The 15793-nt window shown below is 51.6% G+C and carries 19 protein-coding genes and 1 pseudogene; 1 reads left to right on the top strand and 19 read right to left on the bottom strand.

The annotated features are described in order from the left end of the window. Window positions 1-55: 55 nt before the first annotated feature. The 11 genes from T363_RS0108715 to T363_RS16580 all read right to left on the bottom strand — a co-directional run bounded on the left by T363_RS0108715 (window position 56) and on the right by T363_RS16580 (window position 8986). Window positions 56-322, bottom strand: coding sequence for a hypothetical protein (locus T363_RS0108715; protein ID WP_051643188.1), 267 nt, complete (start codon window positions 320-322; stop codon window positions 56-58). Next, entirely contained in the window at window positions 323-2242 is a 1920-nt protein-coding gene (locus tag T363_RS0108720) for a phage terminase large subunit family protein (RefSeq protein WP_031475126.1), read from the bottom strand. Further along, on the bottom strand, window positions 2232-2798 hold the full coding sequence (locus tag T363_RS16385; RefSeq protein ID WP_031475127.1) for a hypothetical protein: 567 nt from the start codon (window positions 2796-2798) through the stop codon (window positions 2232-2234). Before T363_RS16385 ends, T363_RS0108720 begins: the two co-directional genes overlap by 11 nt. Before the next feature lie 281 nt (window positions 2799-3079). Continuing rightward, window positions 3080-3604, bottom strand: a complete 525-nt coding sequence (locus tag T363_RS0108730) for an IbrB-like domain-containing protein (RefSeq protein ID WP_031475128.1) — start codon at window positions 3602-3604, stop codon at window positions 3080-3082. Next, window positions 3597-4751, bottom strand: a complete 1155-nt coding sequence (locus tag T363_RS0108735; protein WP_031475129.1) for a phosphoadenosine phosphosulfate reductase domain-containing protein — start codon at window positions 4749-4751, stop codon at window positions 3597-3599. The genes T363_RS0108730 and T363_RS0108735 overlap by 8 nt, the downstream gene beginning before the upstream one ends. Beyond that, on the bottom strand, window positions 4742-5353 hold the full coding sequence (locus tag T363_RS0108740; RefSeq protein ID WP_031475130.1) for a ParB/Srx family N-terminal domain-containing protein: 612 nt from the start codon (window positions 5351-5353) through the stop codon (window positions 4742-4744). Before T363_RS0108740 ends, T363_RS0108735 begins: the two co-directional genes overlap by 10 nt. After that, window positions 5350-6132: a phosphoadenosine phosphosulfate reductase domain-containing protein gene (locus tag T363_RS0108745; RefSeq protein WP_031475131.1), complete on the bottom strand. Its 783-nt coding sequence runs from the start codon at window positions 6130-6132 to the stop codon at window positions 5350-5352. Before T363_RS0108745 ends, T363_RS0108740 begins: the two co-directional genes overlap by 4 nt. Further along, window positions 6129-7505 (bottom strand): sodium:solute symporter family transporter, encoded by a 1377-nt coding sequence (locus tag T363_RS0108750; RefSeq protein WP_031475132.1) that lies wholly within the window; start codon window positions 7503-7505, stop codon window positions 6129-6131. Before T363_RS0108750 ends, T363_RS0108745 begins: the two co-directional genes overlap by 4 nt. A gap of 195 nt (window positions 7506-7700) precedes the next feature. Next, on the bottom strand, window positions 7701-8120 hold the full coding sequence (locus T363_RS0108755) for a hypothetical protein (RefSeq protein ID WP_031475133.1): 420 nt from the start codon (window positions 8118-8120) through the stop codon (window positions 7701-7703). 219 nt (window positions 8121-8339) lie between these two features. After that, on the bottom strand, window positions 8340-8591 hold the full coding sequence (locus T363_RS0108760) for an Acb2/Tad1 domain-containing protein (protein ID WP_031475134.1): 252 nt from the start codon (window positions 8589-8591) through the stop codon (window positions 8340-8342). Beyond that, complete coding sequence (locus T363_RS16580) at window positions 8588-8986, bottom strand: transcriptional regulator (RefSeq protein ID WP_031475135.1); 399 nt, start codon at window positions 8984-8986, stop codon at window positions 8588-8590. The genes T363_RS0108760 and T363_RS16580 overlap by 4 nt, the downstream gene beginning before the upstream one ends. Window positions 8987-9067: 81 nt before the next feature. Here T363_RS16580 and T363_RS0108770 point away from each other — a divergent pair, with 81 nt between their 5' ends. Then, complete coding sequence (locus tag T363_RS0108770; protein ID WP_031475136.1) at window positions 9068-9682, top strand: hypothetical protein; 615 nt, start codon at window positions 9068-9070, stop codon at window positions 9680-9682. 19 nt (window positions 9683-9701) lie between these two features. Here the strand turns inward: T363_RS0108770 and T363_RS0108775 are convergent, their stop codons facing one another. The 8 genes and pseudogenes from T363_RS0108775 to T363_RS16040 form a co-directional block, all read right to left on the bottom strand. Beyond that, window positions 9702-11303 (bottom strand): ParB/RepB/Spo0J family partition protein, encoded by a 1602-nt coding sequence (locus T363_RS0108775; RefSeq protein WP_051643189.1) that lies wholly within the window; start codon window positions 11301-11303, stop codon window positions 9702-9704. 254 nt (window positions 11304-11557) lie between these two features. Continuing rightward, window positions 11558-12418, bottom strand: a complete 861-nt coding sequence (locus T363_RS0108780; RefSeq protein ID WP_031475138.1) for an N-6 DNA methylase — start codon at window positions 12416-12418, stop codon at window positions 11558-11560. A gap of 3 nt (window positions 12419-12421) precedes the next feature. Continuing rightward, complete coding sequence (locus T363_RS14560) at window positions 12422-13180, bottom strand: DNA translocase FtsK (protein WP_034972046.1); 759 nt, start codon at window positions 13178-13180, stop codon at window positions 12422-12424. Between the two features lie 17 nt (window positions 13181-13197). Next, window positions 13198-13716 carry a Holliday junction resolvase RecU gene (locus T363_RS0108790; RefSeq protein ID WP_031475139.1) on the bottom strand — a complete coding sequence of 173 codons (519 nt, stop codon included), beginning with the start codon at window positions 13714-13716 and terminating at the stop codon, window positions 13198-13200. Next, the gene (locus T363_RS0108795) at window positions 13706-13885 is read right to left on the bottom strand and encodes a hypothetical protein (protein WP_031475140.1); all 180 of its coding nucleotides are present in this window, start codon (window positions 13883-13885) and stop codon (window positions 13706-13708) included. Before T363_RS0108795 ends, T363_RS0108790 begins: the two co-directional genes overlap by 11 nt. Before the next feature lie 2 nt (window positions 13886-13887). Continuing rightward, window positions 13888-14292: a DnaD domain protein gene (locus tag T363_RS16275; RefSeq protein WP_031475141.1), complete on the bottom strand. Its 405-nt coding sequence runs from the start codon at window positions 14290-14292 to the stop codon at window positions 13888-13890. A gap of 495 nt (window positions 14293-14787) precedes the next feature. Then, window positions 14788-15267, bottom strand: coding sequence for a single-stranded DNA-binding protein (locus T363_RS0108805; protein ID WP_031475142.1), 480 nt, complete (start codon window positions 15265-15267; stop codon window positions 14788-14790). A gap of 277 nt (window positions 15268-15544) precedes the next feature. Next, a pseudogene (locus T363_RS16040) lies at window positions 15545-15793 on the bottom strand (hypothetical protein); the annotation flags it as partial.

Here is a 15793-nt window from a genome sequence, read left to right on the forward strand (position 1 = left end):
CAAAGCCCCTTCCGGGGCTTGTACCCATATCATTTTCGTGACCTCACGAAAAAGGTCACCACTCTCTTGGCACAACCGCAAAGGCTCGCCTTGGGCGTTGTCCTGCCAGCTGTGCGCTTAGTTCGTCAATGCGCTTCTCTGCGTCTGCAATCTCATCCTTCAGCGCGAGAAGGTCATATCTGGTCAACTGGCGGTCGTCAATGGTATAGCTTTTCACGCCGCCGCTCGCCAGAGCCATATATGCGGCACGCAGCTTCTCCACCGCCGAGCGCCAGAAGTTCAGTCGTATTTTCAAATCTTCCTTGTCCACCATAGTGGTCACCTACCATTCCTCGTAGTATGTATCCAGCCCGCCCTTAGCCTTGAGACTCCGTCTCTGTGGCTTCGGTACAGGCGTTGCAACGCCCGTTGGATCCGCCTTTCCCCTGAGTGCCTTTAGTCCCCTGTCTATTTCGTCCAGGTTGGCAGGCAGGGCCTTGAACGCGGCAAGGGCATAGTTGCGGCAGTCCAGAGCCTCGTTGCGCTCGTGACCGGGTATCTTCTGCCAAATCCACGGCTGCTTCTTGGCCGGGTCATAGACAAGGCGCTCGGAAAGCAGGCCAGCAAAGAACCCAGGGCCGTAATCGTCCCGCTTGGGGAAATGGCAGAATTTTGAGCCGGGCTTTTTCACCTTGAGATCGTCCATGATGATCTGCTTTCCGGAGTCGACGCCCAGCTGGTACTGCCAGCAGGTACCGATAGCCACTTTGTTCACCACGACCTTCATCTTCTTCGGCGGGGCGGTGTAGGACTTGTCCGGTCCTGACATACCCTTGATGCAGAACACCTTGCGGGAAATACGCGCCCGACACTGGAGGCGGACGTCCTGCGTGAAGTGGCCGCCCTCATCCACGAAGGACATGGAGCATCGCAGACCCAGACCATCTTCAAATCGGAACACCCGGTTGAAGACCACCTCGTCAAGCTTGGTCCATGTGTTTGTATCATCTGGCCGTCCCATAATGATTCCCTTTTCAATCCCCCACGTCTCCCCGAAATGCCCGTGCCCCACGACCTCATACTCCATGCGGTCATCCTGCGTATCCACTCCCGCAGTTAGGACGAGCACGCCATCTGGTAGCTCAGCCCCATATTCTTCACGGCGAGCCATCAAGCTGTCTTCGTCCTCCAAATCGCCTCGGTCCTCCCATAATAAACCGAAACATGTATTATAGACTACTTGCAGTTTACGGGTATTTCCGATAGCATTTAGATATTTTAGAATAATGGAATTCCAACTCGCCCACTGACTAACAAAGGCATTCAGCCAAAATGAACGGACACCTTGCAAATGAGCATCCGGATTATCAGCCTCCCAGCGGGCGGGCTGTCGTTTCATAGTTATTTCATCAGAAATGCATCCACAACCAGGACAGATATACCAAACACTTGTGATTTTGTAGGTCTTTCGGCCTGCCACTATTTTTTGCTCATACTCATATCGAATGTCCTCAAAGTTAATTTCATGGTACTCACCACAGTGAGGGCATTTACTTTTCCACCGCTCCATCGTTCCCTCGGCATAGGAGGCCTCGATTGCGCTGGCGTTCTTGATAGTGGGAGTACTAACTTCCACTGCCTTGGCATTGTAAAAAGTCGTTTGTCTGGCCATCGCCAAATCCCAAGGATCGCCCTCATTTCCAGCCGAAGTTGCCCATCGGTCGCGTTCATCACCCAACACATATCGAATCGGCTTTGATGCAAGGGCGTGTGCTTCTGTCGAACCACATAGCGTTAGGATACCGCCGGGATAAGTCTTTTGCAAAATGGTATTACTGCTATCACGACTTTTCGGATCAGCAACCTTCTTTTTCAGCGTGGGACAATCTCTAATCATTGGCGCAATTCGCAGCTTAGAGTACTCCTTTGCGTCAATGGTTGTAGGGTGTACAAAAAGAATACTGCCAGGATCTTCGTCTATGATATATCCAATCGTATTGTTCAGAAATTCTGATTTGCCAACTTGAGATGCTGCCACCATAACAATCCGTCGCACTGTCGGGTCTGTAAATGAATCCATAGGTTCACGGAGATACGGTGTACGCTCCGTGCGCCACGGTCCCGGTTCGGCGCTGGCTTCAGATGATAGACGCCGATTTTTTTCTGCCCATTCTGTTACTGTCAGATCATCCGGTGGACGCAACCCAGATAAAGCTTTGGAAATTACCGTGTTCAGCCTTGCAGCGTTTTTCTTAGTCGTCATCTATATCACGTCCGCTTGTTTCCCAATCTTTCCGCTCGCGGACGCGTTCCTCATATTTTTGAGGGTCATATCGGTAATTTGACAGCTCACGCATGATTTTATGAACTTCCTTGCGAATTAGTTCGGCAACTTCAGCGGGCGTTTTCACTCTCACAACATCAACAGCCAGCCGTCCAGGCAGTGCAATCAATGCGCCGCGTATGGAAAAGATCATATCAGATGTTATTGCTTCCACATCATCACTACTATGCATTTTCCCCTGCAATTCCTGCAACTCAAGTTGTGCAATTTTGGCTTTGGTGGAGCGCAAGGATGCGTCAGCTGTTCTTCGCACCTTGTCAACCTTCAAATCTTCCTCGCTCACATCATCCTTGGAAAGAAAATTGATATATCTCTGAACAGCGTCACACAAAGGAAATCGACCGCGTTGTGCGGCTATGATGGTTCCATCTTGCGCCATCTGCTGAACTCGTCGGGCGGACAGTCCCAGTATCATTGCGAGCTCGGTTGTACTTACCGTGGTTTCATCGGTAATTCTTTCCGATTTTTCAGCCATATATCAAACTCCTTTCCTGTGAAATCGTAACGAAATGCCAATATTTTTTGTTTGCTAACTGAATGAATGTCGGGGTCGTTGAGCCCGCAACCCATTGGCAGGGGGCGTCACAGTACCTTGCCCTGCCGGTTCGGTGTCGCCTCTGAATGGTCTCTTCTGGCACTTGCAACGCCTCTCTGCGTCTTGGCATGGTAACACCCAGGGCAGAACACGCTTCGCGCTCTCACACGCTCTACGAGTCTGTCCTGGGCTATGCCGTGCGTATGGGGTGGAGGGGTACCTTAGTACTTGGTCAGCAGCTCCGCATTACTGTACCCGTGGACGCCCTTGGTCATCATGGCAAGGAAATCGTCACGCGAGAACTCAGACAGGCGGAATACCTCTTCAGGCCGCATACCCAGCTGCCTGCTGATTTCCTGCACGCTCTTTCCATCGTCCAGCAGGCGCTTTACGATGGCCTTCATAGGCTCCAGCAGATGTGTGCCACGGGCGCGGTTGTGGGTGACGGTGCCGTAGATGTCTTCCGACGCGTCCTCATGTCGCACGATCACCACAGGGACTTTGCCGCCGAGCTGCGTCCGTAACGGTTCCGCCCCGGCCACAGTCCACCGATGGAAGCCATCAATGATGGTGTAATCAGGCCGTACCACGATTGGCAGCGTCCAGCCGTTGGTTTCGATGGAGCGGGTCAGCAGCTCCAGGTTTTCCCGGCTGACCTTGTTGGGGTTGTAATCGTTCGGCCGGAGCTTATCGCGGTCCACCCATTGCAGGGAAGAGAGGGGTGCGAACAGGTCCACATCAGCCATTTGCCTCACCTCCTTTGCGGAAGTTCTTGGCATAGGCTGCGTAGGCACAGGAGATATCCTGATAGATGGCCCGGAGCGTCCTCAGCTTGGGGTCGCCGGCCACCAGCCCCTCGTACATCTTCCGGTAATCGCGGGGCCGAGCCATTCCGTCCATGCGGATAAAGAGCTTGCGGTATTGCTTTGCGACATCCTTTTTGTGCGGCGTGTTGAAGAAGTCGCCCGGGTGGATCAGCAGCATATCTTTCAGGAGGGCGCGGTAATCCTTCTTGTCCTCGCCCTCCAGTTCCCGCCGCTTCTTGGTGGTGCGGTGGAACATCTCGCTGTCCCAGTACATCACGGCCAGGTATGCGTTCGGCTCGCGCCGAAGAACACGCTCCATCAAATTCGGATCGTACTCACCGAGATGCACCAGGACGGGAACGGTATCGACAGAGAAGAATTGCGAAACCCGCAGCTGGTTCCGATTGACCCCGACCTGGTACATCTGCAGGTAAACTTCCGGCACCTCCATCCGCTGATCCCGGAGGTAGAGCCACACATCAGTGGTCCTCCAGTCGTAGATCGGATAGATGGTGTTGGTGCCAGTGATTCCCTTTGCTCCCATGTTCAGAGCAGCCATGTACTGAAGGCGCTGGATAGACTCGGCCGCCCGGACGCCGGTGATCATAATACCGTCGCCGGTTACCCGTGGGAGAAAGGACTGATAGTTGTCCACCCGCGGCCGGAGCTGTGGGTGGTTGCGAATAGCGAAGGGAGGGGGCTGGCGTACCCAGACATCCCGCTTGCGCCGGTCCCAGCAAACGAAGGTTTCGTCGCTGGATAGCTCATTGAGACAGCTGAAATGCTTGACCTCGATGCACCACCATTGGAACTTGGCGCCGGCCAGTAAAAACCGCTTGCGCCACATCTTAGTCGTGGCTTCAATGCAATCGAAGATTGCCTCCTCGTCGATGAAAAGGACGGTCAAAAGGGAGGCGTCGATCTCGCCGGCCTGGATCAGCTTATAGACCAGATCCGCCAGAACGATGCTGTCCTTCCCGCCGGAGAAAGAAAGGTATACGGGAACACCGTTGGAAAACACATTCTTGATGCGCTGCCGGGCGGCGGTCACAACGTCCATGTCGGACGGTACTCGTTTCACAGCCATATCCGTTCACCACACTTCGGGCAAAGAACGAACCGCTGTGTCTGCTCGGCCTGCGCCGGAGCGCCCCCGGAGCTTTCCTGCGGGATATACTGCTCTGCCTTTTGGGCCGAAGCTTCCTCACGGGCTTCATACCGTTCCCCGGTCTCCCGGATCTCCTCAACCTTGTCCTGATCGATGGTGCCATACTCGCGCAGAGCTTCTCCGGCCTCGTCGGCCTCCATGACCATAGCGCGGAGAAGGTCTTCGTCATAGCCAGGGATATCGAGGTCGTCCTTCAGCTCCATGACGAATTCATCCAGCGCGGCCAGATCATCAACGCCAAGGTCAAAGACCCGATTGTCCGCGAGCATGAGCTTTTTCTTCTGTGCTTCGGTCAACCCGGAAACGACATAGCAGTCAGCTTCGGTGTGTCCCATGGAGAGCAGAGTTTCATAGAGGCCGTTGCCGGCCAGGATCACGCCCGCCTCGTCGACCACGATGGGCCGGATCTGTCCGAACATCTCGACAGAGCGGCGGAATTCCTTCAGCTGCTTGTCGGTATGCATTCGGACATTCCGCTCCGGACGCCGGAGGTCGGAAAGAGGTTTCTTTGTTACCTTCATGCCCGCACCTCCTCAAGAAAGGCCCGGGCGCTTTCCAGCTTTTCAGCTGCGCCGGCAACGATGGCCGGGTCGATCTCGTAGACTTCCCGCCAGCCATTCTCAACGCTTCCCGTCCATTGGCGAGCCGGCCACGGGTGCGTTCCACACAGGTAGCCATTCTTCCAACCATAGATAGGCGGGAGCGGGAGCTTGTGATAATGGATGTAGGCAAGGATGTGCTCATGGCTCCAGGCCGCGAGCGGGCTATACCGGGTGACGCCCTTTCCATCCGTGTAGATATTGGATTTGCGGCCGACATAATTGCCGTCCGCGCGGCGCCGGCCGAGGATTATGGTATCAAGAGAATGCGCTTTGAAATATTGTGCCTGTGCCCGGTGCTGGACGATAGAGAACCATCGTCCGGCCTTCTCCGAAGACTGAGGGAACAGCATATCGGTGTGCTTGGCCAGCCAATCTATCCCTTGGTGCGTATTGATGACCTCGCACCCGGCAGGCTTATTCCCCTCGACCCATGCCATGAAGGCCGGATACTCCAAGTCGCACACACCGATCATACAGTCGGTGACACCCGCTGCCTCACAGAGTTTGCCAAGGACAATGCTGTCCTTACCAGCGCTCCAGGCGTAAGCTGCGCGTCTCCCGGCCACAGTGGCTTCGATTTCCTTGACCGTTTCAGCAGCCAGCTCATCAATCTCAGCCTGAGAGATCGCACTCTCTATAGAGGCAGCAGCTTCCAGCCAAGCGGCGTTGCTGACGCTTTGCTTTCTTCCGAGACTCATGCTTGCTGCACCCCCTTCCGAGGGGCAGTTACCATACAGACGATGCCGGAGAGAAGAACGGCACTCAGGCAGCCAACCGTTTTCAATGCGGAGTTGCCTGCAAAGGTCCCAGCGACGAATACAGGCATTCCAACAAAGAGTGATGCCAGCACGCCGCCGGTGACGCCGGCCGCGGTCAGGTGCTTGCCTTTCAGTGTGAGCACGGTGGGGAGCATCGTTGTCGCCCGGAGTGTTCCGTAGATCAGGAACAGATCTGTCACAGCCAGATCGGGGATGTTTGCGATGCCGACCGCGAGCACCAGAAGGGCGAGCATGGATCCTTTGGCCGTTTTCATGCCGGCGCCGAAGTCGCTGGTGAGCGAAGCAACAGCGCACAGGTTGCTGTCAGCTGTCGAAAGCAGACCGGAGATCACCATGAACAGAAACGGGAGCATGGTCCACGCAGGGAAGAGGTTGGTCACCAGCTCGAAGTTCACAAGCCCAGTGTCCTGCGCCACATATCCTGACCCAGCAGCAATGAAACCAAGGACGCCCATGGACAGCGGGACAATCGCAAAGAGAGCTGCGCCCAATTTGAACGCCGCCCCGACCTTATCCTTCCGGATGGAAAATGCCCTCTGCCAGAAGCATTGGTCGCCAAAGGGAGCGGCAAACAGACCAATAGCTGTTGGAAGCCCGAATGCGAAGAACACCTCCAGACCCTTCCTGTCGAACAGGCGGGTGTATTCGCCGGAGGCGCCGGCCAATCCATGCACGAGGTCAGAAACGCCGGTATCCCCAGAGAGCGCCCAAGGGACAAAGAGCAGGCAGCACCCGAGCATGAGCACCATCTGGAGGGCGTCGGTCAGCACAGATGCCTTGATGCCGGAATACTGCGAGTAGGAATATGCGATGATGGCCAAAACCACGGTCAACACCCAGAACGGCAAGCCCGTCACGGCCGCGAGGATCTTTGCGCCGGCGAGCAGCTGCACTCCGGTCGAAAGAACGGCCAGGGCCGACAGTTCAAACAGGTATACACCATGGACAGAGCGGGAGTGGTACTTATCAGCCATATACCCGGAGAGCGTGATGCCTTGCGGCATTTGCTCGCGGATCTTACGGCCAAAGGGGATGAACAGGAGCAGGCAAAGAATGTTCGGCACCAAGAACCAGAACAGACCCGGGGTGCCGTTGACATAGGCTTTTTCTGCCGAGGTAAATAGTGCGGGAGCCCAGATCCATGTGGCCGCAATGCTCATGGCACTTTGGATCAGGCCGAGCTTCCGATCGGCAACATGGAAGCTCTCGGTATTTTGTGAGCGGCGCGAGAGGAGGATGGTCACCAGGACCATCAGAACCGCATAGGCCGCAAGTACGATGATGCCGTACATTGTAAAATTCCTCCTTTGTTTGGTGCGACCGCTGCGAGCTGCTGGCGAACACCTCACACGGTGCAGACCTCCGCGCAAAGGAGAAACGCGGGGCCAAAGCCCTCCTTTCCAAAATAGTGACGGTCACCCCGAAGGATGACCGTCTGGCTATGTAAGATTTTACGAGTATAGCGTAACACTTCGGATGCCGAAACATCAAGCATCACCGCGCATCACGTCGTTGCAAGTTTCAAGATATCGATAACATATGCTCTTGACACCCGCTTCTGTGTTACGCCCTCCAACGACAGTTGCAACCTCTCCCCATGTCAAGCATCGAAGAAACCGCAACCTGAAAACAGTTCTTATCTGCACATTTTCAATAGTCTCAATAAACGCTGCAACTTTGTCTCTCTCCCGCTCGGATTCTTCTCTGAGACATCGAATGCGTTCCTTTAAATCTGCAATTTCCACTGCAAGATCACCGACTTTATCCCTAATCCCTTGTGTATGCGGCATCCCTGTAAGATTCTGTGCTCCGGGTTGCGCTGCGGATTGGAGAGACTGTAAGGTTTCTTCGGCCTGCTCCAGCCTCTCTTGCAGTTTGTAATATTGAGATAATTCTTGCAGCGTCAACGGACTCACCTCTTAGTTTATTTTCGAGTTTCCTTCTTACGCGGCTCCGGATTAGGTATGTACTGCGCTTGCCGCTCCCGGGCAAAATGAAAAGTTCCGCGAGCGTCCCTCTCCGGAGTTTGCACAGCCTCGCAATACGAATATAATTCTTCCCCAAAGAGTGGTGTGAATGTATATCGGTAAGCATCAAACCGTTCTTGCGGATGCCTAAATACCAGTTCACGCTTCATTCGACTCCACCTGCATAGCAGAATCATACTGCGGAACAGACGCAAATTCGATAGCTGCCTCTGCCCAAGAGACTGTTTCCCGCAGACGACGAAGTGCCACAGACCGTTCCGGGGAAATAGGGCATATATCAGTAATCATCTGAGCCAGCCTTTTGGCTTCGGTACGAATCCGGTCACAGTTTTCTTTTTCATCGTCAGTCATGGTGTGTTGCGAAAACATCTTGTCAACCAAACTTTTCATTTTTCTTTCCTCCAATTTCGACTTATGTCCCGCATGGCCAGCGCCTTTTCCCGTACCAACTTGTCGATTACCCTTCCGATCTGCCCCGGACAACCGATCATGCAGGACAATTCCTCAAGGTGGTGCAAGGTTTGTGACGTTATCAAAATCGAGACGCGCCGCACATTTCTGCTTTTTCCTTTCCCTCTGCGGTCATGAGATATGCGAATACCATACAGTTTGCGAACACGCTTAACGATTTCATCCGGCACCTCGTGCCGTCCAAATTCATAGCCAGACAACTCGGCTGTACCGATTCTTAATTCCTGTGCCATGTCGTATAATAGCATGTTATTCTGCAGCCGATATGATCGGCACGCACTTCCAAATGATGTTAATTTTTTGCTATATTGCATTGTTATATTCCTTCTTTCATTGAAAACCAAAGGAAATCATCTTATAATAATGGAAAATATATTCTTGTGGGAGATGATAATATGGCAAGGCCAGTCAAAGAAGAATATACTATGCTTCGTGAAGAGATTATGGAGTCCATGAAAAAACAAAATGAATTATCCATCTTTATTTCAACTACTGTCTGTACCTTTATTGGTGTTGTTGTTGCATTGGACCGTCCAAACCCGTTCTTATATCTGATTCCATTTATAATTCTTCTTCCCGCATCTTTTAAAGAATCTAACTACCGACGTAGCATTGCATGTCAAGCATCTTATCTTATCGTCTTTCTGGAAAACAAAGACAGCTTTCTATGGGAAACTCGCTACCAACGTTTTTCGATTAAGCATCGTTCTCATAGCCAGCGTTTGCGAGCGATATTGGAAACCCTTGAATTCCCATTACTTGGATTGTTATGTAGTATTCTTTTCTGGGTGAATAAACCAATCTATTTTTTACTACTCTGCACTTCAAATGAAGATACAGTTACAAATATGCATCTGCTGATGACATTTTTGCTATTCTTTCTCCCACTCTTCTGTATTGCAATCATTGCTTGGAATACATTAGGGTATCACAATTTTCGTAAACAGATTCAAAAAAATATCATCGAATGGCGTCAATATAAAAGACACGAAATGCAGCATAATAGATAACAAGGCTTGTCACGCTTAATCACTCTACAAAAAGCCCATGCGTCCCTGCCTGAAGCGCTTTTTCCTCATCGGACATCTGGTACCCTAATGAAGTTAAAAACTCATACAGTCGATCGAGCTCTTCATTTTCTGTTGCGGAACAGATATAAAGCCGTCTTTCCATATCCCAATTACGGTCATAGTAACCATTATCCCAAGAGTCAAACGAAGCATATGCGCATGCCAGTAATGCATATTCAGGCCTTTCAGCCGCTGCAGTCTCCGCAATGGCTTTGAATGTTGGATAATCTGTATCTTCATCGATATTCAAATTGAGCAATTCTGAAAGCAACTCGGCATCTATCGCATCTCTGCCCCATTCGCCATCGCCAATAAGCGCACTGGCGGCAAATAAGCATATATCCGAAAGATGTGTTTTTGCCTGCCCGAAACCTGCAATAAACCCTTTGCGCAGTTCATAGTGCCTCTGGGTAATCGCTCTGAGTTCACCATAAATTCGATCAGATTTTTCCTTCCGCTCCCTGTGGTGCCGTTCTTCTTCTGTTTCGGTATTCTGTTCAGGGGTCTTGTCCGTGTAAATATCAATTTGGCCCATCCCAACACGGTAATAATAATTTACGGTATCTGCATCTACGGGGCGCTCTACTACGGAATCTTTTTCCCAGTTCCACTTTCTATAATTCCGGATATATTTGTATTTTTCAAAGGACACTTCTGTAATTTCGGTTGCCCAGTCTTTAACATCTGCGATGCGGTCTGCAATAAACTGCTGATCTTTCTCTGTTTCAATGGCCGACATGAGGGCGCTGCGGAAATTATTTGTGCCAATGGCATCCAAAACAGAGTTTTTGAGTTCTGGATCAGTAATCTTATCCAGCTCCATGTAGTCCATGAGATTGGCTCCGCGCTCCACGGATGCCTTGAATTTTTCCTGATCCAATTCGAGCAGCTTCACCCTGCGCCGCACGGTCGTCTGGGAGAAGCCGGACTTCCGGGCAATCTCGTCAATGCTGTCACCCATATCAAGCATCATCTGGAAGCCCTGGGCCTGCTCATAAACTGTCAGGTCAGCTCTCTGAATATTCTCCATGAGCATTGTGCGCACCTGATCGCGGAGAGTCATATCTGAAACGACACAGGGCAGCTCTTTCAGCCCAGCCAGCTTCGAGGCCGCAAGCCGGCGGTGGCCGATGACAACGGTATAGGTGCCGGTCGGTTGGCCGGTGATCTCCCCGATCCGCGGCACGACGGTGAGATTTTGGAGAACACCGTTTTCCTTGATACTGTCGGCCAGCTCGGTCAGGTCGCCGAGCTCCTTCCGGGGATTATCCGGGTGTGCGATCAGCTTTTCGATAGGGAGATAGACCATTTTGCCGCTGTCGGCAATATGGCTGCCATGCTCAGTCTCATCGTCTTTACCTTCCAGCGAAGCCAGAAAGTCGGCTTCCTCACGCTCACGATATGTCCGATTGCGGATATCCTCTTGGTCGTAGATGTAGTAACCGTTCCTCGCGTTTGCGGAGTAATATGGACATTCGAGCTCATTGTGCACGAAGTCACACTTTTTCCGTTCGCACTCGCCCTGCAGCGGGCAGCGGTCGTTCAAACTTTTCTTACCCATGAATTGCTCCTTTCATGTGCCGAGCTTTGCCCCTCGGCGGGGATTGTTGAAATTATCGGGCGAAACTGTTGACGCGGCACCAATGCCGCTGGGCTTGTTTCTTCCGGGCGGTCCGGCAGACGGAACAGAAGCGATTTTCCTTCCGCTCGTAAAATGTCCCACCGCACCGAGCGCAGTATTGGGGCTTTATCCTGCGGAATTCTGTGCAGCTGTCGCAATCGGTGCATCCGGCAGAGCATCCTCCGACATCATCCTCAAAATAAAGTCAACTGACCCGTCTTTGTTTCGGCCAGCGATGATGCCTCAACGGCAGGCGGCTCCGGGGCAGGCTCCTCAGCCTTACCTTTCGGAGCCGCCGCGCGGATCATCAAGTCTGCCGTCGCCCATATCCTCCTCCAGTGCCATTCGCTGCGGAAATACATGGGCGTATACCAGACATTAGAGCCATCATGAGGAATCAGGCCGCGAGCATCAATGCTTGTTGCTGGCCGGGACAAGCTATCGTCAATAACCACATAACCCGGACAGCCCAACAGACTCAATTGTATGTAGCACATGCAGCCAGCAAGAAAATCCACATCCTGTGCCACAAATAGTACCGAAGTTTGATAGTTAATCCCATGCCCGGGGCGGCGACACTCGTTTGCAAAGGCAAGCAGCAACGCACCGGCGCCGCAGGCCGGATCACTGATAGACACCCAACCCTTTTGTGTAATTTTCTGTTCGAGGTCATCACCGTACGTCATAGCGGCCATCAGGCGACATACGTTATACGGCGTGAAAAACTGTCCTTTCCATTCGTTTCCGAGATTCAAAGCCATAAATAGCTCGCCAAGAAAATCTTGATCTGGATTTTTCTCCATTGCATCCGTTACTTCTGCAAGCATCTGTGCAAAGGTCTCCAACTCTTTTGCGGAATATTTGTTCGCTCTGTCCAAATACTGCTTTTCTCGTCTATCATTGTGCGGTCCTTTTATCACATTGGAGATACTAATAGCTGACATGATGATAAAGTCCTGCCAGACTTCCCATCTGGAATATCTCCCGCACAAACTGTCAATAAGTTTGACTACGGACTTTTGATTTTGATCCCAGAGACGAATGGCTTTGCTCATGATTTACCCCTCCGTCTCCGCATTGGCGTCAAGGCTCTGACCATCGTCCGGCTCATCATACGGCAATACCTCACGGATACCGTTTTCACCGATAGGGCCGACAATTTGCAGTTTCTCAAGCGCAGTCATGATGCGGTAAGCCTCCGCCCGACCGATATTCATGCGGCGCTGAAGCAACGACAGCGGAGCCTTATTTTCAGTCCGGACAATCCGCGCAGCTTCTTGAACTTTCGGATCGTCTGCTTCCAGATCAGCTTCATCGGGTTCCTCGGCTTCCCCATCTGTATCTTCCAGCAGGTCAGTCTCCGATAACTCCTGATCGTCTTCCAAATGTTCTTCATCCGGCAATTTCAGATCATCCTTGTCATTGGCATCGTCTTCATCAATCACCGGCATAGTCCGCGCGGTCAGCACTTGTTTTTCCATCAGGTCACGGAAGAAGAATTGCAGCCAAAAGTAATGCATGTTTTTGAACAGGTTCTTGATTTTGGAGAACAATGCATCTCCGATTGTGAATGTCTTGTGCGTCTTGTAGGTCAGCACGCCGTCCTTGATGGTAAATACGATAGCTGCATCGGGGCTGGTAAATCCTTTATCATCGGCTTCCTCAAGCATTGTCATTTGCTCCTCGACACCCGCTATCGGTTTAATCGTCAGCGTGATCGGGTACTGATCCTGACGAAACCGATATACCAAGTTGTTTTCGTCGCAAATCCCTTGCAGTTTCTTTTTGTACGCTTCGTACTTGGAAATCTCGCTCATACTTATGTCCCTTTCTGTCATTCCAGCAGTTGCAATACTCCATTCCACGCAATATGTACGCAGAATTTTTCTAAATCAGTTTCTTTTACATATTTTCGGCCAAAGAAAGTTTTCATATTTAACCACACATCCCACGGTATCCTGTACACATCACCTGATGCGAAACCTGCCACAACGTAGCATCTGGCACCTAATCGCTGATAACGGGACAGGTATTCGCTCTGATCGCGCCCAACACGATCCTGTGTCATACGGTCGGTCGAAGTGAACTTTGCTTCAAAAAGTACAGTCCTCCCGCCTTTGATCGTTCCTTTGTAGTCCGGCTGGGCTTTCTTCTCGAAGAACGCGATGAACTTTCCATTCCCCAAGCTCTTGGTCGGGCGCATCGGTTCTGGGGTCTTTTCGACGATGGCAAAACCTCGATCCGCGTAATATGCGAATGAATCATCCAACCGTTCCTCAAACCGTCTTCCCTGTGCCCTGCTGACCGCGCCCTGTATCTGCCGCTTCGGGTCTTTCGCTGCTTTATTCCTCATGGAAAAGCCCTCCCAGGAAGCCTCCTACAAGCATCATCCCGAGACCTGTCAGCAGAAGCCCCGCTGCTGCGCAAATTGACAAATTGCCCGCGTCCGAAGCTGCTGCCGTTCCAAGCATCAGCAGAAATCCTAACCCGCAGGTGATGCGGGCTAATTTCACTTGTTTCATATTTATCCCTCGTTCCGCGCAATGTCGCGCCTGATGTCGTAATCCTCTGCCTGCTCCAGCGTCTTGATGCTGCGTTGGGACAGTCGGTTCAGTACAGCGTTTATGTACTTCCAGTCAGCCGGTTTCCCAGCCAAAACTGCCTGCTCGAATGCATACATGAGCAAATCAAGCTTGTCCCGTGGGAAGCTAATACGCCATTCCCCTGACTGCTTGTCCTGCTCGCTGTATCGCAGCGCATGAAACACGTTCATCCGGTCGGTATCCGTGGCCTGCCGGCTTGCAAAGCGTCTGAAAATCACATCGGTAAATGCCGAAACCGTCTGCATCGTTTCGTCCGTAACGCCAAAATAGGCGCAGGCGTCCAGCTCCCGGTTTTGCAGATACTCGGAGACAGCGTTTTCTGCCATCGCGCACGCACCATCACCACCAGAAGAAGATATATTACCAGTGTTATTTATATTATTATTATTTATATGCACTGGTTGTGTTACATTTTGTGTAACAGGTTGTGTAACGGGTTGCGTTACATTTTGTGTAACGATATGTGCATCAACGGTTTGTGTAACAGGTTGTGTAACATAATGTGTCGCAAGCGGGATCATCTGATAGACCCCACTCTGACTTCCCTTGCCTTTGCGATATCGAATTCGTCCCGATTGAATTAAGACGTTTCTCATACGGTCTAATTGCGTCCGAGAGAATCCGAGGTAGGATAAAAGAGTTTGGATTGACACCGAAAATTCTGTACGCCATTGCCATTCGCCATCTACACAGATAGCACATTTATTATTCAAATACATCAATGCGTGCCATAGTGCCTGAGCGTCGGCCGGTATGGAATTGAACGGCAGCCAATCGTAAAACGCTTTTATCTCGGCAATATAATTCATTACACATCAATCCTAAAATGGAATATCGTTGTCGTCACACGGCAGCACATCCCCATACCCTGTATTATCTGGCGGGAGATCAAACGCCGGTGCCGTCGGCTGGGGTTGCGAAGCCGCCTGTGGTCTGTATGAACCTTGTTCGCCAACATGCCCGGAATTTGCTTCACGCGCTTTCTTGGTCTCGCCAAAGGATATTTCGCTGCAATGGACCTCAATCGCCGTGCGGTTATTACCATGCTGATCCTGCCACTGACGGGACTGGATTCGACCGATTACAATGGTCATCATGCCTTTCGTGAACCACTGTGCCACAAATTCAGCCTGCTTCCCCCATGCAACACAGTCAATGAAGTCGGTCTGACGTTCGCCGCTCGGGCTCTTACGATCTCGGTCAATCGCAAGAGTGAATGAGCAGACAGCCATGTTGCTCTGGGTATGGCGCAATTCGGGATCGCGGGTCAGGCGTCCCATTAAAATGGCTTTATTAAGCATTCGGGACAACCTCTGTTGGCCGCGGCCCCAGGACCGCTTCGATGGCATCGCTTAAACGGGATCCGGTAAAGGCTTGATATGCGCGAAGAATTACATCCCGCTCGGTTTCAGCCCTTATCAGCTCTTCATAACGGCTGATCGGGATAGTAATGTGGTTATGGTCGATACATACCTCAATCGTGCCAGTTTTCGTTGTCTGCTCCAAAAAGGGTAAGCGTCAAATAGAAATTCAGAAAAGCACAAGGGTGGAGTTTTGCCTCCACCCTTGTGTGCTGTTTCAGGTATGTACTTTTTTACGGCTGTCAGGATAAACGACTTTGGCTTTCTTGTAACCTCTCCAACCTAAGTGCTGGCCGCAGCGGTCACAGTAGGCCACGAACTCGCGTTCCAGCGTTATGCCACATCTGGGGCAGACATAATAGGCATGACCATTCGGGAATACCATCACTTCCTTAACAAGGAGCTCCATGCGGTACTCAGCAAAGCGCATAAGCAGTTGCCATAGAAACGATGGAGAAAAGGATAT

This window comes from Agathobaculum desmolans ATCC 43058 (genome assembly GCF_000701665.1).
Lineage (GTDB): Bacteria > Bacillota > Clostridia > Oscillospirales > Butyricicoccaceae > Agathobaculum > Agathobaculum desmolans.